Consider the following 24,773-nt stretch of genomic DNA (forward strand, 5'->3'; position numbering starts at 1 on the left):
CGGGACGGGTAAGCGGCCTATAAAACGGAGACTGTATGGATTACGTCATCGGCGTCGATATCGGCACGCAGAGCACCAAGGCGTTGCTCGTCGATCGGCACGGCGCGATCGTCGCGCAACATGCGTCGAGCTATCAGCCGGATACGCCCAAGCCGCTGTGGGCCGAACAATGGCCCGCAGTGTGGTTCAAGGCGGTGGTCGAGTGTATCGCCGCGTGCGTCGCGAAGGCGAAGGAGGCGGGCGTCGCGGCGAAGTCGATCAAGGCGGTCTGCGTGAGCAGTCTGTACGGCGGCTCGGGCATTCCGGTGGATAGCGAAATGCGGCCGCTTTATCCGTGTCTGATCTGGATGGATCGCCGCGCGACCGCGCAGGTGGAATGGGTAAGCGCGAACGTCGATCTCGAACGGCTACGCACGATTACCGGTAATGGCGTGGACAGCTATTACGGTTATACGAAGATGCTGTGGCTGCGCGATAACGAGCCGGAAGTGTGGGCGCATACGCGCTATTTTTTGCCGCCGAATGCGTATGTGATCTACATGCTGACCGGCGAGGTGGCGGTCGATCATAGTTCGGCGGGCAATATCGGCGGTATCTACGATATGGCGAAACGCGACTGGTCGGACGAAGCGCTGGACATGCTAGGCATTCCCGCGACCATGATGCCGGAGCGATTGGTTGAATCGTCCGACGTGGTGGGCGGCTTGCTATCGCAATGGACCGAGACGCTTGGACTCGATGCGGGCACGGCGATCGTGGCCGGCGGCGTCGATGCGGCGATGGCGACGTTCGCCGCCGGCGTTACGCGTGCGGGGCAGCATGTGGCGATGATCGGTACCAGCATGTGCTGGGGTTATATCAATCAGAGTGTCGATGCGCGGCATGGCTTGATCAGCATGCCGCACGTGTTCAACGGGCAGCACGATATTTATGTGTTCGGTGGCGCGATTACGGCGGGAGCGTCGGTGACGTGGTATCGCGAGCAGTTCTGTCACGCCGAGATCGAGGCGGCGCGCGCGACGCCGCATGGCGATCCGCACCGGTTGCTCGAGGAGTCGGCGGCGAACGTGCCGGCCGGGTCGGATGGGGTGATGTTCCTGCCGTATCTGATGGGCGAGCGGAGTCCGGTGTGGGATGCGAAGGCGAGCGGCGCGTTTGTCGGACTCAGTCTGTTCCATACGCGTGGGCATCTATATCGCGCGGTGTTGGAGGGCGTGTCTTTTGCGCTGAAGCACAACATCGAAGCGGGACGTCAAGGCGCGTTGTCGCTGGATGACAAATTGATCGTCGTGGGCGGCGCCGCGCATTCGGATTTGTGGATGCAGATTATTGCCGACGTGACCGGTTATCCGGTCTATACGATCGAGCAAAATGTCGAGGCGGCAATGGGCGCGGCGTTGCTCGCGGGTGTGGGTGTCGGGTTGGTGTCGCGGGAAGAGGCGCAGGGCGGTTGGGTGACGCTGGTCGAGCGGGCGCAGCCGGACGCGGTGCGGATGGCGCTATATGAACAGCGGTTCGGCATTTATACGGATTTGTATCCGGCGTTGAAGCCGGTCATGCATCGGTTGCAGACATCATGAATGCTACTTTTGATTTTTCTGAGCGGTCGGTTCTCGTTACGGGCGCTTCTAGTGGGATTGGGCGGGCTATCGTCGAGGCTTTGTGTGCTTCTGGCGCGCATGTTGTTGCGGCGGCGCGGAGTGTGAATGAGTTGGCTCGGTTGGCTGAGGAGACGGGTTGTGAGCCGTTGATGCTCGATGTGAGCGACGAAGGTGCTATCGATGAGGCGTTCGAATCGCTTGGGGTGTTCGATGGGCTCGTTAATTGTGCTGGGATTGCTTTGCTCGAACGGGCTGTGGATACCACGGCGGCTAGCTTCGATCGGGTCATGGCGGTGAATGCCCGGGGGGCTGTGCTCGTTGCCAAGCATGTGGCGCTGGGGATGATCGGCGCTAAGCGCGCGGGCAGTATCGTCAACGTTTCTAGTCAAGCTGCGCTTGTGGCTTTGGATGATCATTTGAGTTACTCGGCTTCTAAGGCTGCGCTTGATGCTGTGACTCGTTCTCTATGCGTTGAGTTGGGGGCGTTTGGGATTCGGGTCAATAGCGTGAATCCTACGGTTACTTTGACGCCTATGGCGGTGCTGGCCTGGAGTGATCCCGCTAAGCGTGAGCCTGCTTTGAAGGCTATTCCTCTTGGGCGCTTTGCTGAATCTCGCGAAGTCGCTGCGCCTGTTCTGTTTTTGCTGAGTGAGGCGGCTTCTATGGTTAGTGGGGTTTGTTTGGCTGTTGATGGAGGTTATACCGCCAGGTAGGTTGGGGATTTTGCCTGCGCGGCGATCGGGTGGTTGGCCTTTCCTTGCCTTGTTAGTGGTCTATTAGCGTTGCCCCTGTGCGGGGCGGCACCTACTTCTCTTTGCCGCGGCAAAGAGAAGTAGGCAAGAGAAAGCCGCTCACACCGCTAATTCTTAAGTGGGGCCCCCGCACAGTCTCGGTAGTGGTGCATCTGGAATCTGGGTTCTCGCACACTCCGCGTTCGTGGCACAGCAGTCATTCTTCCGGCGACGCTGCGCGCGCCGTCGCGGTGTTTCTCTTTGGCGGTCGCCAGTTTTGCATTCCATATTCCGGGTTTTTCTTCCTCGCGTATGAAGAGCGCTCGATGTTCTCACGTGTGACGGTGCGGCGGATTTCACTCGCTCGTGACGCTGATGCTCCTGTTCTTCGTCTTCGTGCTCATGACGTGACTCACGCTTATCGCCGTCGTAAATTCTCGGTCGTCACGTCCGCGGCATAGCAACGCGGGAGGCTCTTGCCGCGAATTTCGCGTGTATGTTGATGACCTGTGCGAGTGAGTTGGCGTGTCCCCGCGCGTCGTCAGAAATTTTGACGTTCCTCGGACTCGCACGTTAGCTACTACGTTGCGTCGACTTTGAGGTCTGTGGGAGGGCAAGCACGTTGTCCTTCTGCATTGGCGAGTACAGGTCGCACCTCGTATCACCGTCGGATCGTCATAAAGATCACGCGTTCGTGCTCCTCTGTCGATGCCGCTCGATCGTCAACCGTTCTCCGTATCGCACTTCGAAGATGGCATAGCGCGATAGGGGTAAGGTGTTTTGGAGAATAGACCATGTACGAGAACATGCATCGCTCACTCACTCGGCGTCATTGGGCCATTGCGTTCACCGCGCTATTCGGCGTCACGCTTGTTCATGCTCACGGGCGATTGACTCAACCGGCTTCTCGTATTGTGTTGTGTGTGGAGCGAAAAAACGTCAATTGCAACGTCGATGCATGGCAGGCGAACGCAATGGAGAATGGCAAATTTTTCCCCGCCACACGGGCGGGCCTCGCGGATGTTTTTGCCCCGCAAGATGTGCGTAACGCAGAGCCGCCGAAGGATGGCGAGATTGCCGGAGCGAGTGTGAACGGGCGCATTGCGGTATTGAATGAACAATCCGCGGACCGATGGACGAAGATTCCGGTGCGGGCCAATTCGATTCAAATTTTCAAGTGGGAATATTCGGCGGTGCACGCGACGCGGCGTTGGAACTACTTCATCACGCGTTCCGGCTGGGATCCTGCGAAGCCGTTGACGCGAGCGCAGTTGGACCTATCCGTGATTTTGTGGGCGAGGCATATCATGAAGGATGAAAATCATGGATATGCCGATCATGAAAAAGAAACGTACCGTCGCCTCCCAGGCAGCGGCCCGAGGGCCGCTGCCTGAGCTGCCTGAAGGTCTGCTTGATGAACTGGTGAAGGGTCCGATGACGCCTGTCCAGGTCCAGGACCTGATGCTGGCGTTCAACAAGGCCATCATCGAGCGCGCGATGGGCGCCGAGATGAACATGCATCTGGGCTACCCGCCGGGCCAGCCCAAGCCCGACGGCCAGGCCAACGAACGCAACGGCGCCAGCGGCAAGACGATCATCACCGAGCGCGGCCCCGTCAGGCTCGATCTGCCGCGCGATCGTGAGGGCAGTTTCGCGCCGATCCTGATTCCCAAACACGAGCGCCGTTTCACGGGCTTCGATGAGCGCATCATCGCCATGTACGCCCGCGGCATGAGCGTGCGCGAGATTCAGGCGTTTCTGGCTGAAAGCTATGGCACCGAGGTCTCACCCGACTTCATCAGCTCAGTCACTGACGAAGTGATGGCTGAAACGCTGGCCTGGCAAAACCGCCCGCTCGAGCCGATGTACCCGGTGGTGTTCTTCGACGCGCTACGCGTGAAGATCCGTGGCGACGGCGTGGTGAGCAACAAGGCCGTCTATCTGGCGCTGGGTATCCAGGCCGACGGCCAGCGCGACGTACTCGGCCTGTGGATTGAACAGACCGAGGGCGCGAAGTTCTGGCTCAAGGTGTTCAATGACCTCAAGACCCGCGGTTGCCAGGACATCCTGATCGCGGTGGTGGACGGTCTGAAAGGACTGGCCGAGGCGATCGGGACGGCGTACCCCCGCACAGCGGTGCAGACCTGCATCGTGCATCTGATCCGAAACAGTCTGGAGTACGCCAGCCACAAGGACCGCAAGGCGGTCGCCACGGCGCTGCGACCGATCTATGCAGCCGCGAGCGAACAGGCTGCACAGCAGGCCTTGCAGGACTTCACTGAAGGACCCTGGGGAACGAAGTATCCGACCATCGTGCAATCCTGGCAGCGTGCCTGGGAACACGTCACGCCGTTCTTCGTGTTTCCCCCGGAGATACGCCGGGTCGTTTACACAACAAACGCCATAGAGAGTCTGAACATGCAACTGCGCAAGATCATCAAGACCCGCGGACACTTCCCCAACGACGAGGCCGCCATCAAGCTGCTGTGGCTGGCGCTACGCAACGTGCTGGCAAAGTCCGTGAGAGCGGCATTCGACTGGAAAGCGGCGATGAACCAGTTTGCTATCCTGTTTGGCGAGCGCTTCACGCTCGCACGTGGCTAGAAATCTTTAAACCGCCTCGCACACAAAAATGCGGACAGGTTCGCGCAGTTTGACGAGAAGCCGTTCTGCACGGTCCAGAACGACGGTCAACCCTATTGGAAATTTAATCTGAAGCCTGCTCAACCGACGATACATCAATGCCAATTACCCGATCGCACCGGCTACCAGGTCATCCTCGCGGTCTGGGAAGTCGCGGATACGCAGATGGGCTTTTACCAGGTCGTCGATACGCACTTTACGGATACAAAGGGCAGTCCGGTAATGAGCCCATTCTAGGAACCGAGTGCGAGAGTACGGAAAGCCATGCAAACGACGATGGTGCCGCAACGCGGCCACATCGACCGCGCGCCGCGAGAACAACCGCGAGGGCGCGCGCAGCGCCGCCGGAAGAATGACTGCTGTACCACTGCCGCAAAATGCGCGAGAACCCAGATTCCAGATGTACCACTACCGCGACTGCGCGGGGGCCCCACTTAAGAATTAGCGGTGTGAGCGGCTTTCTCTTGCCTACTTCTCTTTGCCGCGGCAAAGAGAAGTAGGTGCCGCCCCGCACAGGGGCAACGCTAATAGACCACAAGCAAAGCAAGGAAAGGCCAACACCGCAAGCGCGCAACCAACCCGCCGAGCAGCCCAACCCGCCTCCTAAAGCATAGTCCGAACATGCCAAAGTTCAGGAAACAAAACCACATCAAGCATCTTTCGCAGATAGGTAGCCCCACTAGTCCCACCTGTCCCTTGCTTGAACCCAATAATGCGCTCGACGGTAGTCACATGCCGAAACCGCCACTGCCGAAACGCATCTTCAAGATCAACAAGTTCCTCGGCCATCTCATACAGTTCCCAATACTGGGAAGGATTCCGATAAACCTCAAGCCAGGCGGCTTCGACCGAAGCATCATGGACAGTAGGCTGAGTCCAATCCCGCTCCAACCGGGAGGCTGAAATAGGAAACCCCCGCCGCGCCAGCAACCGAACAACCTCATCGTAGAAGGAGGGCGCCTCAAGCGAAGCCTTAACCTCAGCAAAAACCTCAGCCCGATGCGAATGCGGCTTCAGCATCTGCTCATTCTTATTCCCAAGCAGAAACTCAATCTGCCGATACTGATAAGACTGAAACCCGGAAGAACTCCCAAGAAACGGCCGCATAGCCGTGTATTCAGACGGCGTCATCGTGGCAAGAACACTCCACGCCTGGACGAGCTGCTCCATGATCCGCGAAACACGAGCGAGCATCTTGAACGCCGGCGGCAATTCATCGCGATGCACGGCCTGCAGCGCCGCGCGCAGCTCATACAAGGCGAGCTTCATCCACAGCTCACTCGTCTGATGCTGAATGATGAACAGCATCTCATTGTGATCCGGCGACAAGGGATGCTGTGCATCGAGCACTGACCCGAGCGACAGATAGTCGCCGTAACTCATCGATTCCGAGAAATCGAGCTGCGCGTCATGCCAGCCATCGCCTGAAGAGGCCGCAGAAGCAGCAGCACCGGCCGCCACGCCCCCATGCCCAAACGGACACCCCTGCACAGGCTTCTCTTCCGGCAACCCCGGCGTTTGCATATGATCGTTCATCGCCCGCTCCTCAGGTCACCGCGCCGCGAGCGGCAAATTCAGGCGCTCGCCAGGTCTCATGCACGAGCACGTCGCGCAACGTCTCCACGGCGTCCCACACATCCACAAAGCGCGTATACAAAGGCGTAAAACCAAACCGCAACACACGCGGCTCGCGATAATCGCCGATCACCCCACGCGCGATCAACGCCTGCATCACCTCATACCCATGCGGATGCTCGAAGCTCGCATGCGAACCCCGCTGCGCATGCTCGCGCGGCGTGACGAGTGTCAGCGGAAACTCGCCGCAACGCGCTTCAACCAGTTCGATGAACAGATCGGTCAACGCCAGCGACTTGCGACGAATCGCCTGCATATCGGTTTGCAAAAACACATCGAGTCCGCACTCGACCAGCGACATCGAGATCATCGGCTGCGTGCCGCACAAAAAGCGGCCGATGCCGTCATCCGGCCGATACGCCGGGTCCATCTCGAACGGCGCGCGATGCCCCCACCAGCCGGACAGCGGCTGCGTGAAATCGTTTTGATGACGCTTGGACACCCACGCGAATGCCGGCGAACCCGGCCCGCCATTCAGATACTTGTACGTGCAACCCACCGCATAGTCAGCGCCGACGCCATTCAGATCGACCGGCACGGCGCCCGCCGAATGCGCGAGGTCCCACAAGGCGAGCGCGCCTTTGTCGTGAATCAGCTTCGTCAGCGCGGCCATGTCGTGCATATAGCCGGTGCGGTAGTTCACATGCGTGATCATCGCGATGGCGGTGTCGTCGCCGATCGCGGCAGGCAGTTCGGACGGATCGTCGACGAGGCGCAGTTCATAGCCGCGATCGAGCTGTTCGATCAAACCTTGCGCGATGTACAGATCGGTCGGGAAATTCGAGCACTCGGACACGATCACACGACGCTTCGGGTCGCGCGCATTCGCCATGCGCACCGCCGCGGACAGCAGCTTGAACAGGTTGATCGAAATCGTATCGGTGACGACCACTTCGTCGTCCGCCGCGCCGATCAGCGGCGCGAGCTTGTTGCCGAGGCGGCGCGGCAGCGCGAACCAGCCGGCGCTGTTCCAGCTACGGATCAGGCCTTCGCCCCATTCGGCGGCGATCACGGTTTGCGCGCGCTGCGCGGCAGCGGCTGGCGGCACGCCGAGCGAATTGCCGTCGAGGTAGATGGTGGTCGGCGACAGTGCGAACTGGTCGCGCAGTAAGGCGAGCGGGTCGGCGCTGTCGAGCGCCAGGGCTTCTTCACGGTGGTTCATGATGGTTCCGTCAGTCGGATACAGGATCGAGAGTGGGATGGTGGGAGACTCGGCGGCGTTTAGCGGTCGGCGTTCAGCGTTCGGTGGGCGTCAGCGTCAGGAGTCGGCAGCGGCGTTCGCCGTCGGCAGCGCACGCAGAATCGCGCGCACCGGGCTCGCATCGAGCGTGGTCAGCTTGAGCGGCAGCGCGATCAATTCATAGTCGCCAGGCGCGACGGCATCCAGCACGATGCCTTCGAGAATCGCCATGCGGTGCGCGCGGATTCGGTGGTGCGCATCCATCGTCTTCGACTCTTGCGGATCGAGCGACGGCGTATCGATGCCGATAAGTTGCACGCCACGTGCGGCGAGCAAATCGATCGTCTCCGGCGCGACCGCGCAAAACGCGCTGTCCCACGCGGCTGTTGGCGCGGTTTTGTAAGTGCGTAGTAAGACTCGCGGCGGCAGGTCGTCGAGCGAACCGGTCAGGTGTTGTGGCGTCACAACAGGGGCCGCGCCGATGCAATGAATCACGCGGCATCGGCCGAGGTAGGCGTCGAGCGGCACTTCGCCGATTGCCGCGCCTTGTGCGTCATAGTGCAGCGGCGCGTCGGTGTGCGCGCCGGTGTGCGGCGACAGCGTCAGGCGCGCGACGTTGACGGGCGAGCCCGCCTCCATGCGCCACACGCGTTCTATGCCGACCGGCGTATCGCCCGGCCAGACGGGCGTTGCGGTATCGACGGCGGGGGTGATGTCCCAGATTGTTTGCATGTCTCCATCGGCGGATTGTGTCTATCTCGAAATGATAGGTGGCCTGCCGCGAAATGTGATTGCGAAAAAATCTCCTTCTGCGTCGTGTCTTGGAACATAATTTGGCATAAATGGGAAAGGGAGACCGAATATGAACGCGATCTCGCTCGACGCCACCGATTGCCGTATCTTGACGGTGCTTCAGCAAGAAGGACGGATCAGCAATCTCGACCTGGCGGAGCGCATCTCGCTCTCGCCATCGGCCTGTCTACGACGTCTGCGCCTCCTGGAGGAGCAGGGCGTCATCGAACATTACCGTGCGTGTCTGAACCGCGAAGTGCTGGGTTTCGAACTGGAAGCGTTCGTGCAGGTGTCCATGCGCAACGACCAGGAGAACTGGCACGAGCGCTTTGCCGAAGCGGTGCGGGACTGGCCGGAAGTGGTCGGCGCGTTCGTCGTGACCGGCGAAACCCATTACCTGCTGCGGGTTCTCGCGCACAACCTCAAACACTATTCGGATTTCGTGCTGCAGCGCCTCTACAAGGCGCCCGGCGTGATGGATATTCGTTCGAATATCGTGCTGCAGACGTTGAAGGTAGATTCCGGCGTACCGGTGGCGTTGGTGACCAAAAGCAGCAGCCATGGCACCGCGCATAACGACCGCTGATTGTGAGTAAACGCGCCGCCGGCTCAGGAGCTGCGAGGCGGCTCGGCAGCGGCGCGGTTCAGATCGATTTAAGCCCGTGGAACTGGCCGCTCTGAAACACCAGCGGCGAGGTCTCCGCGGCATTCTCGTGCACGCCGCAGCGCTCCACTTCGCCGACGAAAATCACGTGGTCGCCTTCCTCGTAGCGGCTACGGTTATGGCATTCGAACCACGCTAGCGCGCCGTCGAGCACCGGCATGCCGGAGTCGCCCGCCGCGTGCGACACGCCTTCGAAGCGGTCACCCTTCACGGTGGCGAAGCGTTTGCACAGATCGAGCTGCGACGCGGCCAGCACATTCACTACGTAGTGGCTATTGGACTGGAACACCGGCATCGAGGCCGATCGCGTCGCCAGACTCCACAGCACCAGCGGCGGGTCGAGCGAAACCGAATTAAACGAACTGGCCGTGATGCCGATCAATTGGCCGGACGCCGCACGCGTTGTAATAACGGTGACGCCGGTGGCGAATTGGCCGAGCGCCTGTTTGAAGGCGTTCTGGTCGAAGTTGGGCGGACTGGCGTGCTTCATCGGCAGGATGCCCCTCGTGCAAACAGGACCCACTCCGGACCGAACCCGTCGCACGCGTGGCCGAAAACAAATGATTCGAAAGTCATAGTGAAAATCGTCGATTTATCCCAATTTTAACTGCAATCGCGGCGAATTGGCCGCGACCCCAGCCGACATGTGGTTAAGCGCACTAAGCTGGAAGGTCCCGGTGGTGGCATGAGCGTTGCGGTAAAGCGGAACCGGCATCGGCCGTTTATGCGTATCTAGGAGCGTGCAGCATGAGTCAGACAGGCGAAGTCGCCACTCTCGGTGGCGGGTGTTTCTGGTGCCTCGAAGCGGTGTATCTGGGCGTCGACGGTGTGAATTCGGTGGAGTCGGGCTATGCGGGCGGCCAGACCCAGCATCCGACCTATGAACAGGTGTGTGACGGCGTGACCGGTCACGCTGAAGTCGTGAACGTCGACTTCGATCCGGCGAAGATCAACTATCGCGAGATTCTGGATATTTTCTTTGCGATCCACGATCCGACGCAGTTGAACCGGCAGGGTAACGACGTCGGCACGCAATACCGGTCGGTGATTTTCACGCACTCGGAAGCGCAGCGTGAGACGGCGTTGCAGGCGATCCGCGAGATCGGCGAGCAGCAGATTTACGACGAGCAGATCGTCACCCAGGTGCTGCCGTTGGACGGCAATTACTGGCCGGCCGAGGCCTATCATCAGAACTATTTCGCGCAGCATCCGAATCAGGGCTACTGCTCGTTCGTGGTGGCGCCGAAGGTCGCGAAGTTTCGGCAGAAATTCGCGCATCGGATCAAGGCGGGTTGAGGGGGAGCGGCCAGCGATGGCCGCTTTTTTCCTATCTGCCTGGGTTTATCGCGTTACCGTCTGTCGCTTATCGCCTATCGCGTTACGGTTCACCGCGCTGCGGCGTCTGGTCCTCGCGCTCGGCTTCATGTTCCTCGCGCGCGGCGTCGCGCTCATCCTCATGCTCATGTTCGTGAGCTTGCCGTGCGTACGCTTCGATAATCTCTCTCGCCAACTCGACGCAGCTCAGTGGCGCCGACCCCTCCGCCTTATTGTTGATCGCGATCACCACCGGCTGGCCGGCCAGCGCGTAGCGCGCGGCCAATTCAGCGAGCGCCGCGCGCGTCGCCGGGTCGTGATCGACCAACTGGTTGAACGGTTCGTACTTGGCCTTCGCCTGTTCGTATTTGAAGCCGCCGTGCAGACTCCAGCGCACGATCAGCGGCCCGGCCGGCTCGCCGTCCAGTAGCGCGAGCGCTGCCGCCTGCCGCAACGGATCCGGCATGCGCGCATGAATCCCCACGCAATAGCGCACGCCGGCCGTCTTCAGCGTACGGATGAAGCGCGGCGTCAGCAGACTCGCGTCGCGGATTTCGATCGCGTAGCAGGTGCCGTCGGGCAGCTTGGGTAACGCCATCAAAAACTCGGCCAGACGTTCGATGAACACCGCCGGCTGCGCCAGCATCTGATCCGGCAGCGGCGACAGCTGGAACACCAGCGCGCCGGCCTTCGCGCCGAGTCCTTCGACACACGGCGTGACGAAGTCGTCGATCGCCATTTGCGCGTTCAGAAAACACGGGTTCAGCGCGACCGGCTCGCCGCGTTCGGCGCGCACGGTGGCGTCGGTGATCGTCATCGGCGCTTTGACGATGAAGCGGAAGTGCTCGGGTACCTGCTGCGCGTAGCGCAAGTATTCGGTGACCGTGAGCGCCTGATAGAACGAGCGGTCGATGCTGACCGTCTTCAGCAACGGATGCGCGCCGTAGGCGGTGAGGCCTTCGCGCGAGAGTTTGCTGTTGCTGTATTCGTCGCCATAGACGATGCCGTTCCAGCCCGGGAACGACCAGGTGGACGTGCCGAGATGGATCTGCGGCGGAAGACCCGTGGCGAGCGCGATGAGTTCGGGCGAGGGCGGGGCGGCGATGACGTCGCGGGCGCGGCGTTTTTTCTTCGGCTCCGCTGGAGCGGGCGTGGCCGTGGCCGTGGCCGTGGTGAGACCCGTGTCGGGCGACGTTGCCGAATCACCAGGCGCTGCCGCCGCCACCCGCGCCAGCGGCATCCCGAACAGATCGAACTGCACAGCTCCGCCGTCGGCGTCCACCGCGCCAGTCACTGTCTGCTCAACTTCACTTGTCCCGCTCTGATCCATCGATCGTCGACCTGCTGTTCAAGGGTTGCGCCACGCTGGGCCGCTACTGCACGACGCCGCAGCGCAACCGCGTCACGGCGCTTTGTCGTACATATAACGGCGCGACCACGGCAAGGTTTTCGCGCTACGGCCGGCTTTGCGGCAGACCACCTGGTAGATCGAGACGTCGTCGGTTTCGAACGCATACGCGCAACCGGCCAGGTACACGCGCCAGATGCGGAATTTTTCGTCGTCGACCAGCGTGCGGGCTTCGTCCGCATGCGCTTCGAAATTGTCCGCCCACAGATTCAGCGTGTGCGCATAGTGACGGCGCAGGCTTTCGACGTCAACCGCTTCGAGCCCGCCGCGCTGCATCGCTTCGAGCGCGAGGCCGATGTGCGGCAGCTCGCCGTCCGGGAACACATAACGATCGATAAACTCGCCGCCGCCCAGCGCGGTCTCGCCGCTGTCGGAATCGCTCGACGTAATACCGTGGTTCATCGCCACGCCGTCATCGACCAGCAGATCGTGAATCTTCTCGAAGTAGCCCGGCAGATTCTTGCGGCCCACGTGCTCGAACATGCCGACGCTGGTAATCCGGTCGAACTGTCCTTCGACGTCGCGATAATCCTGCAGACGAATTTCGATCTGGCCTTCCAGGCCCGCGGCTTTCACGCGCGCGGTGGCGAGATCGAACTGGTTCTGCGAGAGCGTCACGCCCACGCATTGCGCGCCGAACTTCTGCGCCGCGCGCAGCACGAGCGCGCCCCAGCCGCAGCCGATGTCGAGCAGACGCTGCCCGGGCTGCAACTGGATTTTGGTGAGAATGTGATCGATCTTCTTGATCTGCGCGGTGGCGAGATCTTCGTCGCCATTCTCGAAGTACGCACACGAGTACACCATGTTCTCATCGAGCCACAGCTGGTAGAACTCGTTCGAGACGTCGTAGTGATACTGGATCGCCTTCTTGTCCGACGCTTTCGAGTGATGAAAATAGCGCCGCACGCGCGCCAGCTTGCTCGCGCTGTTGACGGTATTGCGCGCCAACTGGTAGCTGATATTGATGATGTCCGACAGCTTGCCTTCGATGTCGATCTTGCCCTTCACGTACGCCTCGCCGAGATTGTCGAGGCTCGGTTCGAGCAGATAGGGCAGCGCCGTGGCGCTTTTGACATGAAGGGTGACCTGAGGCGCCGCGAACTGCCCGAAGTCATGTTGCTGACCGTCCCACAGCACGAGGCGTGCGGGCAGGTTAGCTTTGGTTTTTACGTCTTCCACCCACTGCGCCAGCTTTTTCTCCCAGAACATGTGATCTCTCCGTGTCCGTTGAATTAAAGCAAAGCTTGTGTGGATCGCAGCCCAGTGCGGCGCAACTCCCGTGCCGCGAGATGCCATCCGGCCGGCGTGCGCTGCTACGTTGGCAGCGCGCGCGACGGCGTTAAATTCCGAGTCAGGGCGACAGACGGGAGATTTGCCAGTCGCTGTGTTCGCTTGAACGCGTGTAGAGCAGACGGTCGTGCAGACGCGACGGTCGGCCCTGCCAGAATTCGATTGCTTCGGGTACCAAACGATAACCGCCCCAATGCGGCGGACGCGGCGGCTGGTCGCCGTAGAGCAGGGTGATTTCGCGCTCGCGTGTCTCGAGTTGCGAGCGGCTTTCAATTGCCTGACTCTGATTGGATGCCCATGCACCGATGCGTGAACCGAGCGGACGCGAGGCGAAGTACTTGTCGCTTTCTTCCGCGCTGGTTTTGACAATGCTGCCCTCGATACGCACCTGGCGCTCGAGTTCGATCCAGTAAAACAGCAGGCTCGCGTAGGGATTCGCGGCCAGTTCGCAGCCCTTGCGGCTTTCGTAATTGGTGAAGAACACGAAGCCGCGTTCGTCGACGCCTTTGATCAGCACAATGCGCGCCGATGGCCGGCCGCGCGAGTCGACCGTGGCGAGCGTCATGGTATTTGGCTCGGGGAGTTGGGCGTCGACCGCCTGTTCAAACCACGTATCGAATTGACGAAACGGGTTGCGGTCGACATCGGCAACGTCCAAAGAACCGAGTGAATAGTTGTTTCGAAGATCGGCGAGTGAGGTCATGTTCTTATGCGAACGCTACAGTCAGTCCAGTATAGCTAAGGAGAGAAATCTTTGCGCGCGACCAGGTCAAGGCTTCGCGCCATGCACCAGTGTATTGCGCCCTGGTCGCGATCGCTTGCGCTGAGTCACCCTTGCGCCGATAGGGATTGACGCGATCAGGCAAAATACCGGCTGCGAACGCGTCAGCGCCGCAGATTTCCGTTTTACGTGTTTCGCCTGATTTCGCCTGCTTTTGCCTGATTCCAACGAGCCCCGCCACCATGTCCAGCCCCACCGCGCAATCCGATCTTACTACCAGCCTCGACGCGAGCGAAACCGCCGACCGCGCGCGGCGCTTCGGCGGTATCGCCCGTCTGTATGGGGCGCCGGCGCTGGCCGCATTCGAAGCAGCGCATGTCGCGGTGATCGGTATCGGCGGCGTGGGGTCGTGGGTGGCCGAGGCGCTCGCGCGCAGCGCGGTCGGCACGCTGACGCTGATCGATCTCGACAACGTGGCCGAGAGCAACACTAACCGGCAGATCCATGCGCTCGACGGCAACTACGGGAAACCGAAGGTCGAAGCCATGGCCGAACGCATCGCGGCGATCAATCCGTATTGCGATGTGCGGCTGATCGAAGACTTCGTCGAGCCGGATAATTTCGCCGCGACGCTCGGCGGCGGCTTCGATTACGTGATCGATGCGATCGACAGCGTGCGCACCAAGACCGCGTTGATCGCATGGTGCGTCGAGCGGAATCAGCCCTTGATCACGGTGGGCGGCGCGGGTGGGCAACTCGATCCGACGCGCATTCGCATCGACGATCTTGCGCTGACGATCCAGGATCCGTTGCTGTCGAAGGTGCGCGCGCAATTGCGCAAACAGCACGATTTTCCGCGCGGGCCGAAAGCGAAGTTCAAGGTGAGCGCGGTGTATTCCGACGAACCGCTGATCTATCCGGAAGTGGCCGTCGTCGATGTCGACGAGGACGCGGAGCCGGTGAGCACGTCGCCTACGGGCCCGGTCGGTTTGAATTGTGCGGGGTTTGGCTCGAGCGTGTGTGTGACCGCGAGCTTTGGATTTGCCGCCGCCGCGCATGTATTGCGGGCGTTAGGGAAGCAGGCTGCGGCTTGAGGAAACATGCGGTGGCCGCCGAGGCCGCCACCGCATTCGAGCATCGCGCGGTTTGTTTAATACAACGCCGCGCTCAACTTACGCCGCCATTGCGACACCAGTTCCGGCTGATGCGCGGCCAGATCGAACACCGACAGCATCGTCTTGCGGCCGATATCGTCACGGAACGTGCGATCGCGTTGCACGATTGCCAGCAAGTGCTCGAGCGCCCCGTCGTACTTGAGACGGGCAATCAGCGCGCTGGCCAGATCGAAGCGTGCTTCGAGATCGGTCGGGTCGGCAGCGACTTTGGCCTCAAGGGCATCCGTGGGCGGCAGGGCCGCCGCCGCGTCCACCGCGTCGAGCCGCGTCTTGATCGCGTTGAAACGCGCGTCGATGCCTTGCGTGGTTTTCGGCGACAGCAGATCGACTTCGCTGCGGGCTTCGTCGATCAGGTTGTCTTCGAGCAGCATTTCGATGCGGTCCATGCGCGCTTCGTCGAAACCCGGGTCGTAGGCGAGGGCGGCTTGCAGCGCGTCGTACGCGTCGTTGCGGCGGCCTTCGGCCAGCGCGGTTTGCGCGTCGAGACGCGCCGCGTCCGCACCTTGCGGCACCAGCCGCTCGATAAACTCGCGCAGCTGACCTTCAGGCAGCACGCCGACGAACTGATCGACCGGCCGGCCGTCGGCAAACGCCATGACGTGCGGAATGCTGCGCACCTGGAAGTGCGTGGCGAGTTCCTGGTTTTCGTCCACGTTCACCTTCACCAGCTTCCATTTGCCGGCGGCCTCGGCTTCGAGCTTTTCGAGCATCGGGCCGAGTGTCTTGCATGGGCCGCACCAGGGCGCCCAGAAATCGACCAGCACGGGGGCCAGCGTCGACGCCGTGATGACGTCCTGTTCGAAAGTGGCCAGAGTGGTGTCCATTGCGTCCTCGTCGATAAAACGGTTTGTCGTTAAATGGGGCCGGTCGGCGTGGATTCAATACGGCGCGTGCCTACGCGTCTCCTTCGCAGATCAAGCGCCTTTGCGTTCCGGCAGCGGAATCCATTCAGTCTCGCCCGGCACCTTACCCATCTCCTGATTCATCCACGCCAGCTTCGCGGCTTCGATCTTTTCGCGCGAACTGGCGACGAAATTCCACTCGATAAAGCGCTCGCCGTCCAGCTTCTCGCCGCCGAGCAGCATCACGCGCGCGCCGTGCGTGCTGGCGAGCGTGACGGTTTCGTCGAGCGCGAGGACGGCCATCTGACCGACTTCGAGCGGCGTGCCGTCGATCTCCAGATCGCCGTCCACCAGATAGACGCCGCGTTCCTCGTGTTCCGGTTCCAGCGCGAAGGCGCCGCCCGGCGCGAACTCACCGGCCACATACAGCGTGCCGGAGAACGTGACGACCGGCGAGGTCTCGCCGAAAGCGGTGCCCGCGATCACCCGCAGCGTCACGCCGTTACGCTCGACGACCGGCAGCGTGTCGCCGGCATGATGCGAGAACGACGGTTCGATATCTTCGTCGTCCAGCGGCAGCGCGACCCACGTCTGAATGCCGTGCATGGTGAGGCCGGTCGCGCGGTCTTCTTCCGGCGTGCGTTCGGAATGGACGATGCCGCGGCCCGCGGTCATCCAGTTGACGTCGCCGGGGACGATTTTCTGCTCCGAGCCGAGGCTGTCGCGATGCATGACCGAGCCTTCGAACAGATACGTCACGGTCGCAAGGCCGATATGCGGATGCGGACGCACGTCGAGGCCGACGCCGGGTTCGAGCGTGGCCGGCCCCATGTGATCGAAGAAGATGAACGGGCCGATCAGACGCGCGGCCATGGCGGGCAGCACGCGCCGCACGGTCAGACTGCCGACGTCGCGCAGATGCGGTTTGAGGACTGCTTTGATCGAGGAGGACATGGGCAGGCTCGGCTGGAATAGTGAGTGGGGATAGTGCCTAATGGGCTGATTCTACTGCGGAGGGCGTCACGACGACGGTTCGGCGCGCCTTGCCGCACGCCGGCTCACCGTGGCGCAGGGCGGCGCCCCTTGGCGTTCCGGGAATCCGTAACGCGGGCGATCGCCGGCCGCGATGGGCTCCGTTAAACTGCCGGATTGAACAATAAATTGGAGACCGGCATGTCGCCCAGGGATTTGCTGCTCGCACTGGTCGTCGTGGTGGCGTGGGGCGTCAACTTCGTCGTGATCAAGGTGGGTCTGCACGGTGTGCCGCCGATGCTGCTGGGCGCGTTGCGCTTCACGCTCGCCGCGGTGCCGGCGGTGTTCTTCGTCAAGCGGCCGAAGCTGCCGTGGCGCTGGCTGTTCGCGTATGGCGCGACGATTTCGCTCGGGCAGTTCGCCTTCCTGTTTTCCGCCATGTATGTTGGCATGCCCGCGGGGCTCGCTTCGCTAGTGCTGCAAGCGCAGGCATTTTTCACGCTGATCTTCGCGGCTTTCTTTCTGCACGAGCGTTTTCGCTTGCCGAATGTCGTCGGTCTGTTGATCGCGGCTGGCGGCCTCGCCGTGATCGGCTTGCAAGGCGGCCATGCGATGACACTCGCCGGTTTCGTCCTCACGCTGTGCGCCGCGTGTTCGTGGGCGCTCGGCAACATCGTCACGAAGAAGGTCGGCAAGGTCGATCTGGTCGGGCTGGTGGTGTGGGGCAGCCTGATTCCGCCGTTACCGTTCTTCGCGCTGTCGTATGTGTTCGAGGGACCACAGCGGATCGCCGCGGCGCTGACCGGCATCAGCGCCACGTCGATTTTCGCGATCGTCTATCTGGCGTTTATCGCGACGCTGATCGGTTATGGCTTGTGGAGCCGGCTGCTGTCACGGTATCCGGCTAGCCAGGTCGCGCCGTTTTCGTTGCTGGTGCCGATTGTCGGGTTGGCGTCGGCGTCGCTGTTTCTCGACGAGCACCTGTCCGCGGTGCAAGTCGTCGGCGCGTTGCTGGTGATGGCGGGGCTGGCGGTGAACGTGTTCGGCGGTTGGGTCGTGCAGCGGCTGTCGCTGGCGCGTTAGTTTCCGGCTGCGTGCTGACCGTGCATAAGAAAACGACCGCTTCTTTCGAGAACGGCCGTTTCCGATTTTCCGATTGCCTGTCAAGGGCGATGTGATTGAGCAGGCAATCGATCAAGCCTGTGAGCGTCACAATGCGCAACGCGGCGTCAACGCCCACCGACCCGCCCGCCATCACGTCATGCGGTTCTTCGCCAACGGCGGATTCGCCGCGAAATAACGCTTGATGCCGTTCATGATCGCATCCGCCATCTTGTCGCGATACGCGTCGTCGTTCAAACGGCGCTCTTCGTCCGGGTTGCTGATGAAGGCCGTCTCCACCAGGATCGACGGAATGTCCGGCGCCTTCAGCACGGCGAAACCGGCCTGTTCGACCGAGCCCTTGTGCAGCTTGTTGATGCCGCCGATTTCCTTCAGCACGAAGTTGCCGTAGCGCATCGAATCGCGAATCTGCGCGGTGGTCGACATATCGAACAGCGCGCGGTTGACGCTGGCGTCGGCGCTCTTGATGTTGATCCCGCCGATCTGATCCGACGAGTTTTCCTTGTTCGCCATCCAGCGCGCCGCGGCGCTCGACGCGCCATGGTCGGACAGCGCGAACACCGACGAACCCTTTGCCTCGGGCGTGGTGAACGCGTCCGCGTGAATCGACACGAACAGGTCCGCGCCGACGCGCCGCGCCTTCTGCACGCGCACGTTCAGCGGCACGAAGAAGTCGGCGTCGCGCGTCATCATGGAGCGCATGTTCGGTTGCGCATCGATCTTCGCGCGCAGCTTCTTCGCGATGTCGAGTGCGACGTGTTTCTCGTACGTGCCCGAGCTGCCGATCGCACCCGGATCTTCGCCGCCGTGACCCGGGTCGATCGCGACGGTCAGCAGACGCACCGTGTTGCTCTTGCCGGATTTCGGCGCGGTGAACGCGTAGTTGTCGTCGCCGCTGTTGTCGTCGTCGCCCAGCTTGCTTGCGCTGTTGCCGCCTTTATTATTACGAGCGATCGCCGTAGGCGGCGCGACCGGCGCCGTGGGCTTGGCAATGATCGGCGGCATAGGCGTAGGCGCACCATGCACCGGCGGACGCGGCACGCCGTTCGATGACCCACCACCGCCGCCGCCGTTCTGCGCATAGCGTTCGAAGAACGCCTCGCTGTTGTCGGCGGTGGGCGGCGTGGTGCCGGGGCCGCTCAGCGTGGCGGGCGGCGCGCTGTTTTCATTCAGCGTCTGCTGCTTGTGTTCGGTCTGCGCCAGCAGATCCATCAATGGATCGGGCGCGACCGCCGGATACAGGTCGAACACCAGCCGGTACTTGTACGCGCCAACCGGCGGCAGCGTGAACACCTGCGGCTTCACCGAACCCTTCAGGTCGAACACCATGCGCACCACGTGCGGCTGATATTGCCCAACCCGCACCGACGAGATCTGCGGATCGTTCGGCGTGATCTTCGAGACCAGATCCTTCAGCGCCTGATCGAGATCGAGGCCGGTCAGATCGACCACCAGCCGGTCCGGTCCCTGCAGCAGTTGCTGGGCGTTCTGCAACGGTTGATCGGATTCGATCGTTACGCGCGTGTAGTCGCGTGCCGGCCAGACCCGCACGCCGAGCACCGAGCTGGCCCACGCGAGACGCGGCGCGACGAGGCCGAGCATCAGCGTGGACGCGCCCGCGCACAGAATCTGCCGACGCCGCCAGTTATGCGAGGCGGTAGCCGCCGATTCGATCGAGCGGAACGGTTTGATCAACATCTTTCGAGACATGCCTTTCCTGATTCGCTATATGCGCGTGCGACGAGTACGCGGCCTTCGCCCGTGTGATCCAGCTCGAGCGTGAAGACGAGATCCGGCACGCCCAGGAGACGCCCTGCGCGTTGCGGCCATTCGACGAGGCAGACGGCGCCGCTGTCGAAGTACTCCCGAAAGCCCGCATCGGCCCATTCGGCCGGATCGGTGAATCTATACAGATCGAAGTGATAGAGCGTGAGTTCCCCAGCGGGCCGTTCGAGCTCGTAGGGTTCGACGAGAGTGTAGGTGGGACTGCGTACGCGGCCGGTGTGACCGAGGCCGCGTAAAGTTGAGCGTACGAGCGTGGTTTTGCCGGCGCCGAGATCGCCGACGAGCTGCACTTGCAGCCCATGAAATGCCGTGTCGCCGTCAGCGCGCGGCGCGGCTTGCCGTGCTTCGCCCGGCATGCCGCGCAGGCTTTCGATCGCTTGCGCGAAGCGCGCGCCGAAGGCGAGTGTGGCGGCTTCGTCCGCGAACGCGAAGGTGCGTTCGAGCAGGACAGCGGCGGGCGGTTGGATCGCTTGATCGGGATTGACAGGCATTCTCGTAAAATGGCGTGATGAACCGAAGTCCGAAGTCCCCTGTTTCCAGCACGCCAGCGTCTAGCAACGACGCGGGTGCCGAGCGTCCATTCGATGAAGCGGCGCTGAATGCGCTCGCGCTCGACATCAAAAGTTGGGGCCGTGAACTGGGTTTCGGGGCGATCGGGATTAGCGACACCGACCTCTCCGCTGCCGAAGCGCCGCTTGCAGCCTGGCTGGAAGCGGGTTGTCACGGCGAGATGGATTATATGGCGAAACACGGCATGAAACGCGCGCGGCCGGCCGAGCTTGTGGCCGGTACGCGACGTGTGATTACCGCGCGCATCGCCTATTTGCCCGCGCAGACATTGAGCGGAAAGGCGCACGAAAGCGCTTTGCAGGACGGGTCGCTCGCTGTGCCGCTGATTGCGCCGCTCGTGCAGGACTGGCGTGCGGCCGAAACGGCGCGGCTTGCGGATCCGTCGGCGGCGGTGGTGTCGATCTATGCGCGTGGCCGCGATTATCACAAGGTGATGCGTAATCGTCTGCAACAACTTGCCGAGAAAATCGAAGCGAAGATCGGCGCGTTCGGTTACCGCGTATTTACCGATTCGGCGCCTGTGCTCGAGGTAGAACTTGCGCAGAAGGCCGGCATCGGCTGGCGCGGCAAACACACGCTGCTGCTGCAACGCGACGCGGGTTCGCTGTTTTTTCTCGGCGAAATCTATGTCGACTTGCCGTTGCCGACCGACGCCGAGATCGCGCCCGAACTCGCGCCGGAAACGCCCGGCGCGCATTGCGGCAGTTGCACGCGCTGCATCGACGCCTGTCCGACCGGTGCGATCGTGGCGCCGTATAAGGTCGACGCGCGGCTGTGCATCTCTTACCTCACGATCGAATTGAAAGGCAGTATTCCCGTGGATATGCGGCCGCTGATCGGCAATCGCGTGTATGGCTGCGACGATTGCCAGCTCGTGTGTCCATGGAACAAGTTCGCGCAGGCGGCGCCGGTCGCCGATTTCGACGTGCGGCATGGGCTGGATCGTGCGTCGCTCGTCGAGCTGTTTGCATGGAGCGCGGAAGACTTCGACACGCGCATGCAGGGCAGCGCGATTCGCCGCATCGGTTACGAAAGCTGGCTGCGCAATCTCGCGGTGGGAATGGGCAATGCGTTGCGCGCGGCGTCGCCGGAAAGCTTGAGCGAGGAGGCGCGCGAGCGCATTGTTGATTCGCTAAGGCTGCGTGCCGACGACCCGTCCGCGGTGGTGCGCGAGCATGTGGAATGGGCTTTGGAAGCGGCGTAAAGTAGCGGCAGTTCGCGTTCCAAACCCGAAACGCCACGCCAGTCAGGGAGCAGGCAACCATGTTCAACGCAGTGATCGATGCGCCGTTCGGCAAAGTCGGCATCCGCCTCGAAGGCGACGCCGTGCGCGAGATCGTCTATCTGCCGGAGTCGATCCAGAACATCGCGCCAGATACGCCGTTGGCCCGGCAAGCGGTCGAGCAGATCGAACGGTATTTCGACGAGGCGTCCGCCACCTTCGAATTGCCGCTCGCGCCGGTCGGCACCGCGTTCCAGCAGCGCGTCTGGCAGGCGATCAGCGCGATTCCGCCGGGCGTCGTGCTGACTTACGGGCAACTGGCGAAGCAGGTCGGCAGCGTGCCGCGCGCGGTCGGGCAAGCGTGCGGCTCGAACTATTTCCCGATCGTGATTCCGTGTCATCGGGTGGTCGGCTCGGGCGACATCGGCGGCTTCGCGCATCATGCCGGCGACGGCTTCTTTCGCAACGTCAAACGCTGGCTTCTCAAGCATGAAGGCATTCCCTACGCATGAGCGATACCCTGGCTGACGACGCGAGCCTCGCGTCGCCTCTCTTCGCGGCAAGCTCTGCCTCGATCGATGCATTCTGCGACGCGCTATGGCTTGAACACGGCCTGTCGCGCAACACGCTCGACGCGTATCGCCGCGATCTGCGTCTGTTTTGCGAATGGCTGGCGCAGACCCGCAACACGTCGCTCGATATCGCCGGCGAAGCCGATCTCAACGCGTATAGCGCCGCGCGTCAGAAGGATAAATCGACGTCGGCGAACCGCCGGCTTTCGGTGTTTCGCCGCTATTACGCGTGGGCGGTGCGCGAACATCGCGCGAAGGTCGATCCCACGTTGCGGATCCGCTCGGCGAAACAGCCGCCGCGTTTTCCGTCGACGTTGAGCGAGGCGCAAGTCGAGGCGCTGCTCGGCGCGCCCGACGTCGCCACGCCCTTAGGTCTGCGCGACCGCACGATGCTGGAACTGATGTACGCGAGCGGTTTGCGTGTCACGGAACTCGTCACGCTGAAAACGGTGGAAGTCGGCCTGAACGAAGGCGTGGTGCGCGTGATGGGCAAGGGCTCGAAGGAGCGTCTGATTCCGTTCGGCCAGGAGGCGCATGACTGGATCGAACGTTATCTGCGCGAGGCGCGGCCGGCGCTGCTCGGCGCGCGCGCCACGGACGCGCTGTTCGTGACGAGCCGCGCGGAGGGCATGACGCGTCAGCAGTTCTGGAACATCATCAAGCGGCACGCGGTGGCCGCGAATGTGCATGCGCCGTTGTCGCCGCATACGCTGCGGCATGCGTTCGCGACACACCTGCTTAACCATGGCGCCGATCTGCGCGTCGTGCAATTGCTGCTCGGGCATACCGACATTTCGACCACGCAGATTTACACGCATGTGGCGCGTGAGCGGTTGAAGTCGCTGCACGCGGAGCATCATCCGCGTGGGTGACCCGGGCGCTGGCGAGGGCCGTGTTTGCCTTTGCCTCTGCCTTCGCTTCAGAGATACTCGCGCAACCGGTGCTTGAGAATCTTGCCGGTCGACGCAGCCGGTAGCGCTGCAAGCACTTTCACTTCGGCAGGACGCTTATACGGCGCGAGCCGCTCGCCGCACCACGCGATCAGTTCAGCCGCCGTCACCTTCGCGCCCGCGATCAATTCGACGAACGCGACCACTTCCTCGTTACCCTCGACCGCGCGCCCGATCACCGCCGACTGTACGACCTGCGGATGCGCGTTCAACGCATGCTCGACCTCGGCCGGATACACATTGAAGCCCGAACGAATGATCAGCTCCTTGCTACGCCCGACGATATGCAACGCGCCGTCCGCGTCCTGGCGCGCGAGATCGCCGGTCTTGAGCCAGCCGTCTTCGGTCACGGCGACGCGCGTTTGCTCCGGATTGCGGTAATAGCCGAGCATCACGTTCGGACCGCGCACCCACAATTCGCCGATCTCGCCGGACGCGGCATCGACACCGTCGAGTCCGACGAACTTCACCTCGACGCCCGGAATGACCTCGCCGACCGAGCAGTCGCTGCGCGGCCGCTCGAGCATGGTGTGCGAGACGGTCGGGCTGCTTTCGGTCATGCCGTAGCCGTTGTGCAGCGGCAGGCCGTAGACGGCTTCGACCTGCGACTTCAGCGCGGCGTCGAGCGGCGAGCCGCCCGAGTAGGCGAAGCGCAGACGCGGCGCGGACCACGCATGGCCGTGCGTCTGCAGATGTTCGAGCAGCTTGGCGTGCATGGCCGGCACGCCCTGGAAGATCGACACGCGTTCGTCGGCGAGCGCGCGGCGCACGGCTTCCGGCGCGAAGCGCGGCACGAGCCGCAAGGTCGCACCGGCGTGCAGGCTGCCGAGACACACCGACGCGAAACCGTACACGTGCGAGATGGGCAGCACGGCGTAGACGACGTCGTCAGGGCCGACGTTGCGCAGACGGCTCGACACCGACGCGATGAACAGTAAATTGCGATGCGACAGCATCACGCCTTTCGGCGCGCCGGTGGTGCCGGTGGTGTAGATCAGCGCGGCGCATTGGCGGTGGTTGGCGGCTTCGACGGGCTCGGCTTGCACGTTGGCGTCGACCGTGTATGACCACGCACCGATGTCCGGCGTGAACGCCGGTGCTGCGATCGCCTGATGGCGTACTGCATGCTGTTGGGCGTCCTTCGAACTTTCCACCGCATACGCGACCACGCGGGGCTGCGCGTGCGCACGGATCGAGTCGAGTTCCGCGGCGGACAGGCGCGCGTTCGACACCAGCGCCCACGCGTCCAGTTTCGCCGTGGCGAACAGCAGCACGATCTGCGCGATGCTGTTTTCCGCGACGATCATCACGCGGTCGCCGCCACGCACGCCCCATTCGCGCAGCAGCGCGGCGGCGGCTTCGACGGCGGCCAGCAGTTGCGCGCTGGTGAGACGGCGCGCATCTTCGATCAGCGCGACGTGCTGCGGATCGCGGGCGGCGGCGAGCGCCGGAATCTCGGCGATGCGCGCGGGCAGGGCGGCGAGCAAGGCGGGGATATCGATCGTGGAACGGGGGGAGGACTCGAGGCTCAACGCTGTCTCCGTGCAACATGGTTGCAGTTAGCGATTCGGTGCCCAGCGTACG

23 protein-coding genes and 1 pseudogene are annotated in these 24,773 nt (G+C 62.4%); 12 read left to right on the plus strand and 12 right to left on the minus strand.

Annotated elements, in window-relative coordinates; translation table 11 throughout:
* The first annotated feature begins 35 nt into the window (after window positions 1-35).
* From GGD40_RS16240 to GGD40_RS16260, 5 genes and pseudogenes are all read left to right on the plus strand, one after another.
* Entirely contained in the window at window positions 36-1,580 is a 1,545-nt protein-coding gene (locus GGD40_RS16240) for an FGGY-family carbohydrate kinase (protein ID WP_179744235.1), read from the plus strand.
* Complete coding sequence (locus GGD40_RS16245; protein WP_179703202.1) at window positions 1,577-2,314, plus strand: SDR family oxidoreductase; 738 nt, start codon at window positions 1,577-1,579, stop codon at window positions 2,312-2,314. The genes GGD40_RS16240 and GGD40_RS16245 overlap by 4 nt, the downstream gene beginning before the upstream one ends.
* Before the next feature lie 812 nt (window positions 2,315-3,126).
* A complete protein-coding gene (locus tag GGD40_RS16250; RefSeq protein ID WP_257030417.1) occupies window positions 3,127-3,726 on the plus strand; it encodes a lytic polysaccharide monooxygenase in 600 nt (199 codons plus the stop codon).
* Entirely contained in the window at window positions 3,662-4,936 is a 1,275-nt protein-coding gene (locus tag GGD40_RS16255) for an IS256 family transposase (protein WP_373565319.1), read from the plus strand. The genes GGD40_RS16250 and GGD40_RS16255 overlap by 65 nt, the downstream gene beginning before the upstream one ends.
* Before the next feature lie 51 nt (window positions 4,937-4,987).
* A pseudogene (locus GGD40_RS16260) lies at window positions 4,988-5,212 on the plus strand (lytic polysaccharide monooxygenase); the annotation flags it as partial.
* Between the two features lie 366 nt (window positions 5,213-5,578).
* Here the strand turns inward: GGD40_RS16260 and kynA are convergent.
* The 3 genes from kynA to kynB form a co-directional block, all read right to left on the minus strand.
* Window positions 5,579-6,511: a tryptophan 2,3-dioxygenase gene (gene kynA / locus GGD40_RS16265; protein WP_179744236.1), complete on the minus strand. Its 933-nt coding sequence runs from the start codon at window positions 6,509-6,511 to the stop codon at window positions 5,579-5,581.
* Window positions 6,512-6,521: 10 nt separating this feature from the next.
* Complete coding sequence (kynU, locus tag GGD40_RS16270) at window positions 6,522-7,772, minus strand: kynureninase (RefSeq protein WP_179744237.1); 1,251 nt, start codon at window positions 7,770-7,772, stop codon at window positions 6,522-6,524.
* Between the two features lie 96 nt (window positions 7,773-7,868).
* Entirely contained in the window at window positions 7,869-8,522 is a 654-nt protein-coding gene (gene kynB, locus GGD40_RS16275) for an arylformamidase (RefSeq protein ID WP_179744238.1), read from the minus strand.
* Between the two features lie 130 nt (window positions 8,523-8,652).
* Between kynB and GGD40_RS16280 the strand changes: the two genes are divergently transcribed.
* Entirely contained in the window at window positions 8,653-9,168 is a 516-nt protein-coding gene (locus GGD40_RS16280; RefSeq protein WP_179703206.1) for an Lrp/AsnC family transcriptional regulator, read from the plus strand.
* A gap of 58 nt (window positions 9,169-9,226) precedes the next feature.
* On the opposite strand, the gene GGD40_RS16285 is transcribed toward GGD40_RS16280, so the two are convergent.
* Window positions 9,227-9,736, minus strand: a complete 510-nt coding sequence (locus GGD40_RS16285) for a flavin reductase family protein (protein WP_179744239.1) — start codon at window positions 9,734-9,736, stop codon at window positions 9,227-9,229.
* Window positions 9,737-9,993: 257 nt separating this feature from the next.
* Here GGD40_RS16285 and msrA point away from each other — a divergent pair, with 257 nt between their 5' ends.
* Entirely contained in the window at window positions 9,994-10,542 is a 549-nt protein-coding gene (msrA, locus tag GGD40_RS16290) for a peptide-methionine (S)-S-oxide reductase MsrA (RefSeq protein WP_179703208.1), read from the plus strand.
* Between the two features lie 82 nt (window positions 10,543-10,624).
* Here msrA and GGD40_RS16295 read toward each other — a convergent pair whose 3' ends face one another.
* From GGD40_RS16295 to pdxH, 3 genes are all read right to left on the minus strand, one after another.
* Window positions 10,625-11,890: a DUF72 domain-containing protein gene (locus GGD40_RS16295; protein WP_179744240.1), complete on the minus strand. Its 1,266-nt coding sequence runs from the start codon at window positions 11,888-11,890 to the stop codon at window positions 10,625-10,627.
* A gap of 72 nt (window positions 11,891-11,962) precedes the next feature.
* Window positions 11,963-13,177: an SAM-dependent methyltransferase gene (locus GGD40_RS16300; protein WP_179703210.1), complete on the minus strand. Its 1,215-nt coding sequence runs from the start codon at window positions 13,175-13,177 to the stop codon at window positions 11,963-11,965.
* A gap of 142 nt (window positions 13,178-13,319) precedes the next feature.
* Window positions 13,320-13,961, minus strand: a complete 642-nt coding sequence (gene pdxH / locus GGD40_RS16305) for a pyridoxamine 5'-phosphate oxidase (protein ID WP_179703211.1) — start codon at window positions 13,959-13,961, stop codon at window positions 13,320-13,322.
* A 260-nt stretch (window positions 13,962-14,221) separates the two neighbouring features.
* Here pdxH and tcdA point away from each other — a divergent pair, with 260 nt between their 5' ends.
* A complete protein-coding gene (tcdA, locus tag GGD40_RS16310; protein WP_179744241.1) occupies window positions 14,222-15,073 on the plus strand; it encodes a tRNA cyclic N6-threonylcarbamoyladenosine(37) synthase TcdA in 852 nt (283 codons plus the stop codon).
* 56 nt (window positions 15,074-15,129) lie between these two features.
* Here the strand turns inward: tcdA and trxA are convergent, their stop codons facing one another.
* Window positions 15,130-15,978, minus strand: a complete 849-nt coding sequence (trxA, locus tag GGD40_RS16315; RefSeq protein WP_179744242.1) for a thioredoxin — start codon at window positions 15,976-15,978, stop codon at window positions 15,130-15,132.
* Window positions 15,979-16,068: 90 nt separating this feature from the next.
* Window positions 16,069-16,950 carry a pirin family protein gene (locus GGD40_RS16320; RefSeq protein ID WP_179744243.1) on the minus strand — a complete coding sequence of 294 codons (882 nt, stop codon included), beginning with the start codon at window positions 16,948-16,950 and terminating at the stop codon, window positions 16,069-16,071.
* A 219-nt stretch (window positions 16,951-17,169) separates the two neighbouring features.
* Here GGD40_RS16320 and GGD40_RS16325 point away from each other — a divergent pair, with 219 nt between their 5' ends.
* Window positions 17,170-18,051: an EamA family transporter gene (locus GGD40_RS16325; RefSeq protein WP_179703215.1), complete on the plus strand. Its 882-nt coding sequence runs from the start codon at window positions 17,170-17,172 to the stop codon at window positions 18,049-18,051.
* A 171-nt stretch (window positions 18,052-18,222) separates the two neighbouring features.
* On the opposite strand, the gene GGD40_RS16330 is transcribed toward GGD40_RS16325, so the two are convergent.
* Together GGD40_RS16330 and tsaE are read right to left on the minus strand one after the other, a co-directional pair.
* Window positions 18,223-19,800: an N-acetylmuramoyl-L-alanine amidase gene (locus tag GGD40_RS16330; protein ID WP_179703216.1), complete on the minus strand. Its 1,578-nt coding sequence runs from the start codon at window positions 19,798-19,800 to the stop codon at window positions 18,223-18,225.
* Window positions 19,782-20,366 carry a tRNA (adenosine(37)-N6)-threonylcarbamoyltransferase complex ATPase subunit type 1 TsaE gene (gene tsaE, locus GGD40_RS16335; RefSeq protein WP_179744244.1) on the minus strand — a complete coding sequence of 195 codons (585 nt, stop codon included), beginning with the start codon at window positions 20,364-20,366 and terminating at the stop codon, window positions 19,782-19,784. Before tsaE ends, GGD40_RS16330 begins: the two co-directional genes overlap by 19 nt.
* 17 nt (window positions 20,367-20,383) lie before the next feature.
* On the opposite strand from tsaE, the gene queG reads away from it, so the two are divergent.
* From queG to xerD, 3 genes are read left to right on the plus strand one after another with little or no spacing between them, the layout of a single operon-like run.
* Window positions 20,384-21,649 carry a tRNA epoxyqueuosine(34) reductase QueG gene (queG, locus tag GGD40_RS16340; protein ID WP_179744245.1) on the plus strand — a complete coding sequence of 422 codons (1,266 nt, stop codon included), beginning with the start codon at window positions 20,384-20,386 and terminating at the stop codon, window positions 21,647-21,649.
* A 59-nt stretch (window positions 21,650-21,708) separates the two neighbouring features.
* Window positions 21,709-22,179 carry a methylated-DNA--[protein]-cysteine S-methyltransferase gene (locus GGD40_RS16345; RefSeq protein ID WP_179703219.1) on the plus strand — a complete coding sequence of 157 codons (471 nt, stop codon included), beginning with the start codon at window positions 21,709-21,711 and terminating at the stop codon, window positions 22,177-22,179.
* Window positions 22,176-23,111, plus strand: a complete 936-nt coding sequence (xerD, locus tag GGD40_RS16350; RefSeq protein ID WP_179744246.1) for a site-specific tyrosine recombinase XerD — start codon at window positions 22,176-22,178, stop codon at window positions 23,109-23,111. The genes GGD40_RS16345 and xerD overlap by 4 nt, the downstream gene beginning before the upstream one ends.
* 47 nt (window positions 23,112-23,158) lie before the next feature.
* Here xerD and GGD40_RS16355 read toward each other — a convergent pair whose 3' ends face one another.
* Window positions 23,159-24,721: a class I adenylate-forming enzyme family protein gene (locus GGD40_RS16355; RefSeq protein WP_179744247.1), complete on the minus strand. Its 1,563-nt coding sequence runs from the start codon at window positions 24,719-24,721 to the stop codon at window positions 23,159-23,161.
* Between the last annotated feature and the right edge of the window lie 52 nt (window positions 24,722-24,773).

This window comes from Paraburkholderia bryophila (assembly GCF_013409255.1).
GTDB lineage: Bacteria > Pseudomonadota > Gammaproteobacteria > Burkholderiales > Burkholderiaceae > Paraburkholderia.

Bases quoted from the DNA above. Each gene is read 5' to 3' on its own strand.
- GGD40_RS16245 (WP_179703202.1), top strand. From the start codon at position 1,577: ATGAATGCTACTTTTGATTTTTCTGAGCGGTCGGTTCTCGTTACGGGC.
- GGD40_RS16240 (WP_179744235.1), top strand. From the start codon at position 36: ATGGATTACGTCATCGGCGTCGATATCGGCACGCAGAGCACCAAGGCG.
- GGD40_RS16285 (WP_179744239.1), bottom strand. From the start codon at position 9,736: ATGAAGCACGCCAGTCCGCCCAACTTCGACCAGAACGCCTTCAAACAG.
- GGD40_RS16330 (WP_179703216.1), bottom strand. From the start codon at position 19,800: ATGTCTCGAAAGATGTTGATCAAACCGTTCCGCTCGATCGAATCGGCG.
- GGD40_RS16255 (WP_373565319.1), top strand. From the start codon at position 3,662: ATGCCGATCATGAAAAAGAAACGTACCGTCGCCTCCCAGGCAGCGGCC.
- GGD40_RS16345 (WP_179703219.1), top strand. From the start codon at position 21,709: ATGTTCAACGCAGTGATCGATGCGCCGTTCGGCAAAGTCGGCATCCGC.
- msrA (WP_179703208.1), top strand. From the start codon at position 9,994: ATGAGTCAGACAGGCGAAGTCGCCACTCTCGGTGGCGGGTGTTTCTGG.
- GGD40_RS16320 (WP_179744243.1), bottom strand. From the start codon at position 16,950: ATGTCCTCCTCGATCAAAGCAGTCCTCAAACCGCATCTGCGCGACGTC.
- kynA (WP_179744236.1), bottom strand. From the start codon at position 6,511: ATGAACGATCATATGCAAACGCCGGGGTTGCCGGAAGAGAAGCCTGTG.
- queG (WP_179744245.1), top strand. From the start codon at position 20,384: ATGAACCGAAGTCCGAAGTCCCCTGTTTCCAGCACGCCAGCGTCTAGC.
- trxA (WP_179744242.1), bottom strand. From the start codon at position 15,978: ATGGACACCACTCTGGCCACTTTCGAACAGGACGTCATCACGGCGTCG.
- kynU (WP_179744237.1), bottom strand. From the start codon at position 7,772: ATGAACCACCGTGAAGAAGCCCTGGCGCTCGACAGCGCCGACCCGCTC.
- tcdA (WP_179744241.1), top strand. From the start codon at position 14,222: ATGTCCAGCCCCACCGCGCAATCCGATCTTACTACCAGCCTCGACGCG.
- xerD (WP_179744246.1), top strand. From the start codon at position 22,176: ATGAGCGATACCCTGGCTGACGACGCGAGCCTCGCGTCGCCTCTCTTC.
- tsaE (WP_179744244.1), bottom strand. From the start codon at position 20,366: ATGCCTGTCAATCCCGATCAAGCGATCCAACCGCCCGCCGCTGTCCTG.
- GGD40_RS16280 (WP_179703206.1), top strand. From the start codon at position 8,653: ATGAACGCGATCTCGCTCGACGCCACCGATTGCCGTATCTTGACGGTG.
- kynB (WP_179744238.1), bottom strand. From the start codon at position 8,522: ATGCAAACAATCTGGGACATCACCCCCGCCGTCGATACCGCAACGCCC.
- GGD40_RS16325 (WP_179703215.1), top strand. From the start codon at position 17,170: ATGTCGCCCAGGGATTTGCTGCTCGCACTGGTCGTCGTGGTGGCGTGG.
- GGD40_RS16300 (WP_179703210.1), bottom strand. From the start codon at position 13,177: ATGTTCTGGGAGAAAAAGCTGGCGCAGTGGGTGGAAGACGTAAAAACC.
- GGD40_RS16250 (WP_257030417.1), top strand. From the start codon at position 3,127: ATGTACGAGAACATGCATCGCTCACTCACTCGGCGTCATTGGGCCATT.
- pdxH (WP_179703211.1), bottom strand. From the start codon at position 13,961: ATGACCTCACTCGCCGATCTTCGAAACAACTATTCACTCGGTTCTTTG.
- GGD40_RS16295 (WP_179744240.1), bottom strand. From the start codon at position 11,890: ATGGATCAGAGCGGGACAAGTGAAGTTGAGCAGACAGTGACTGGCGCG.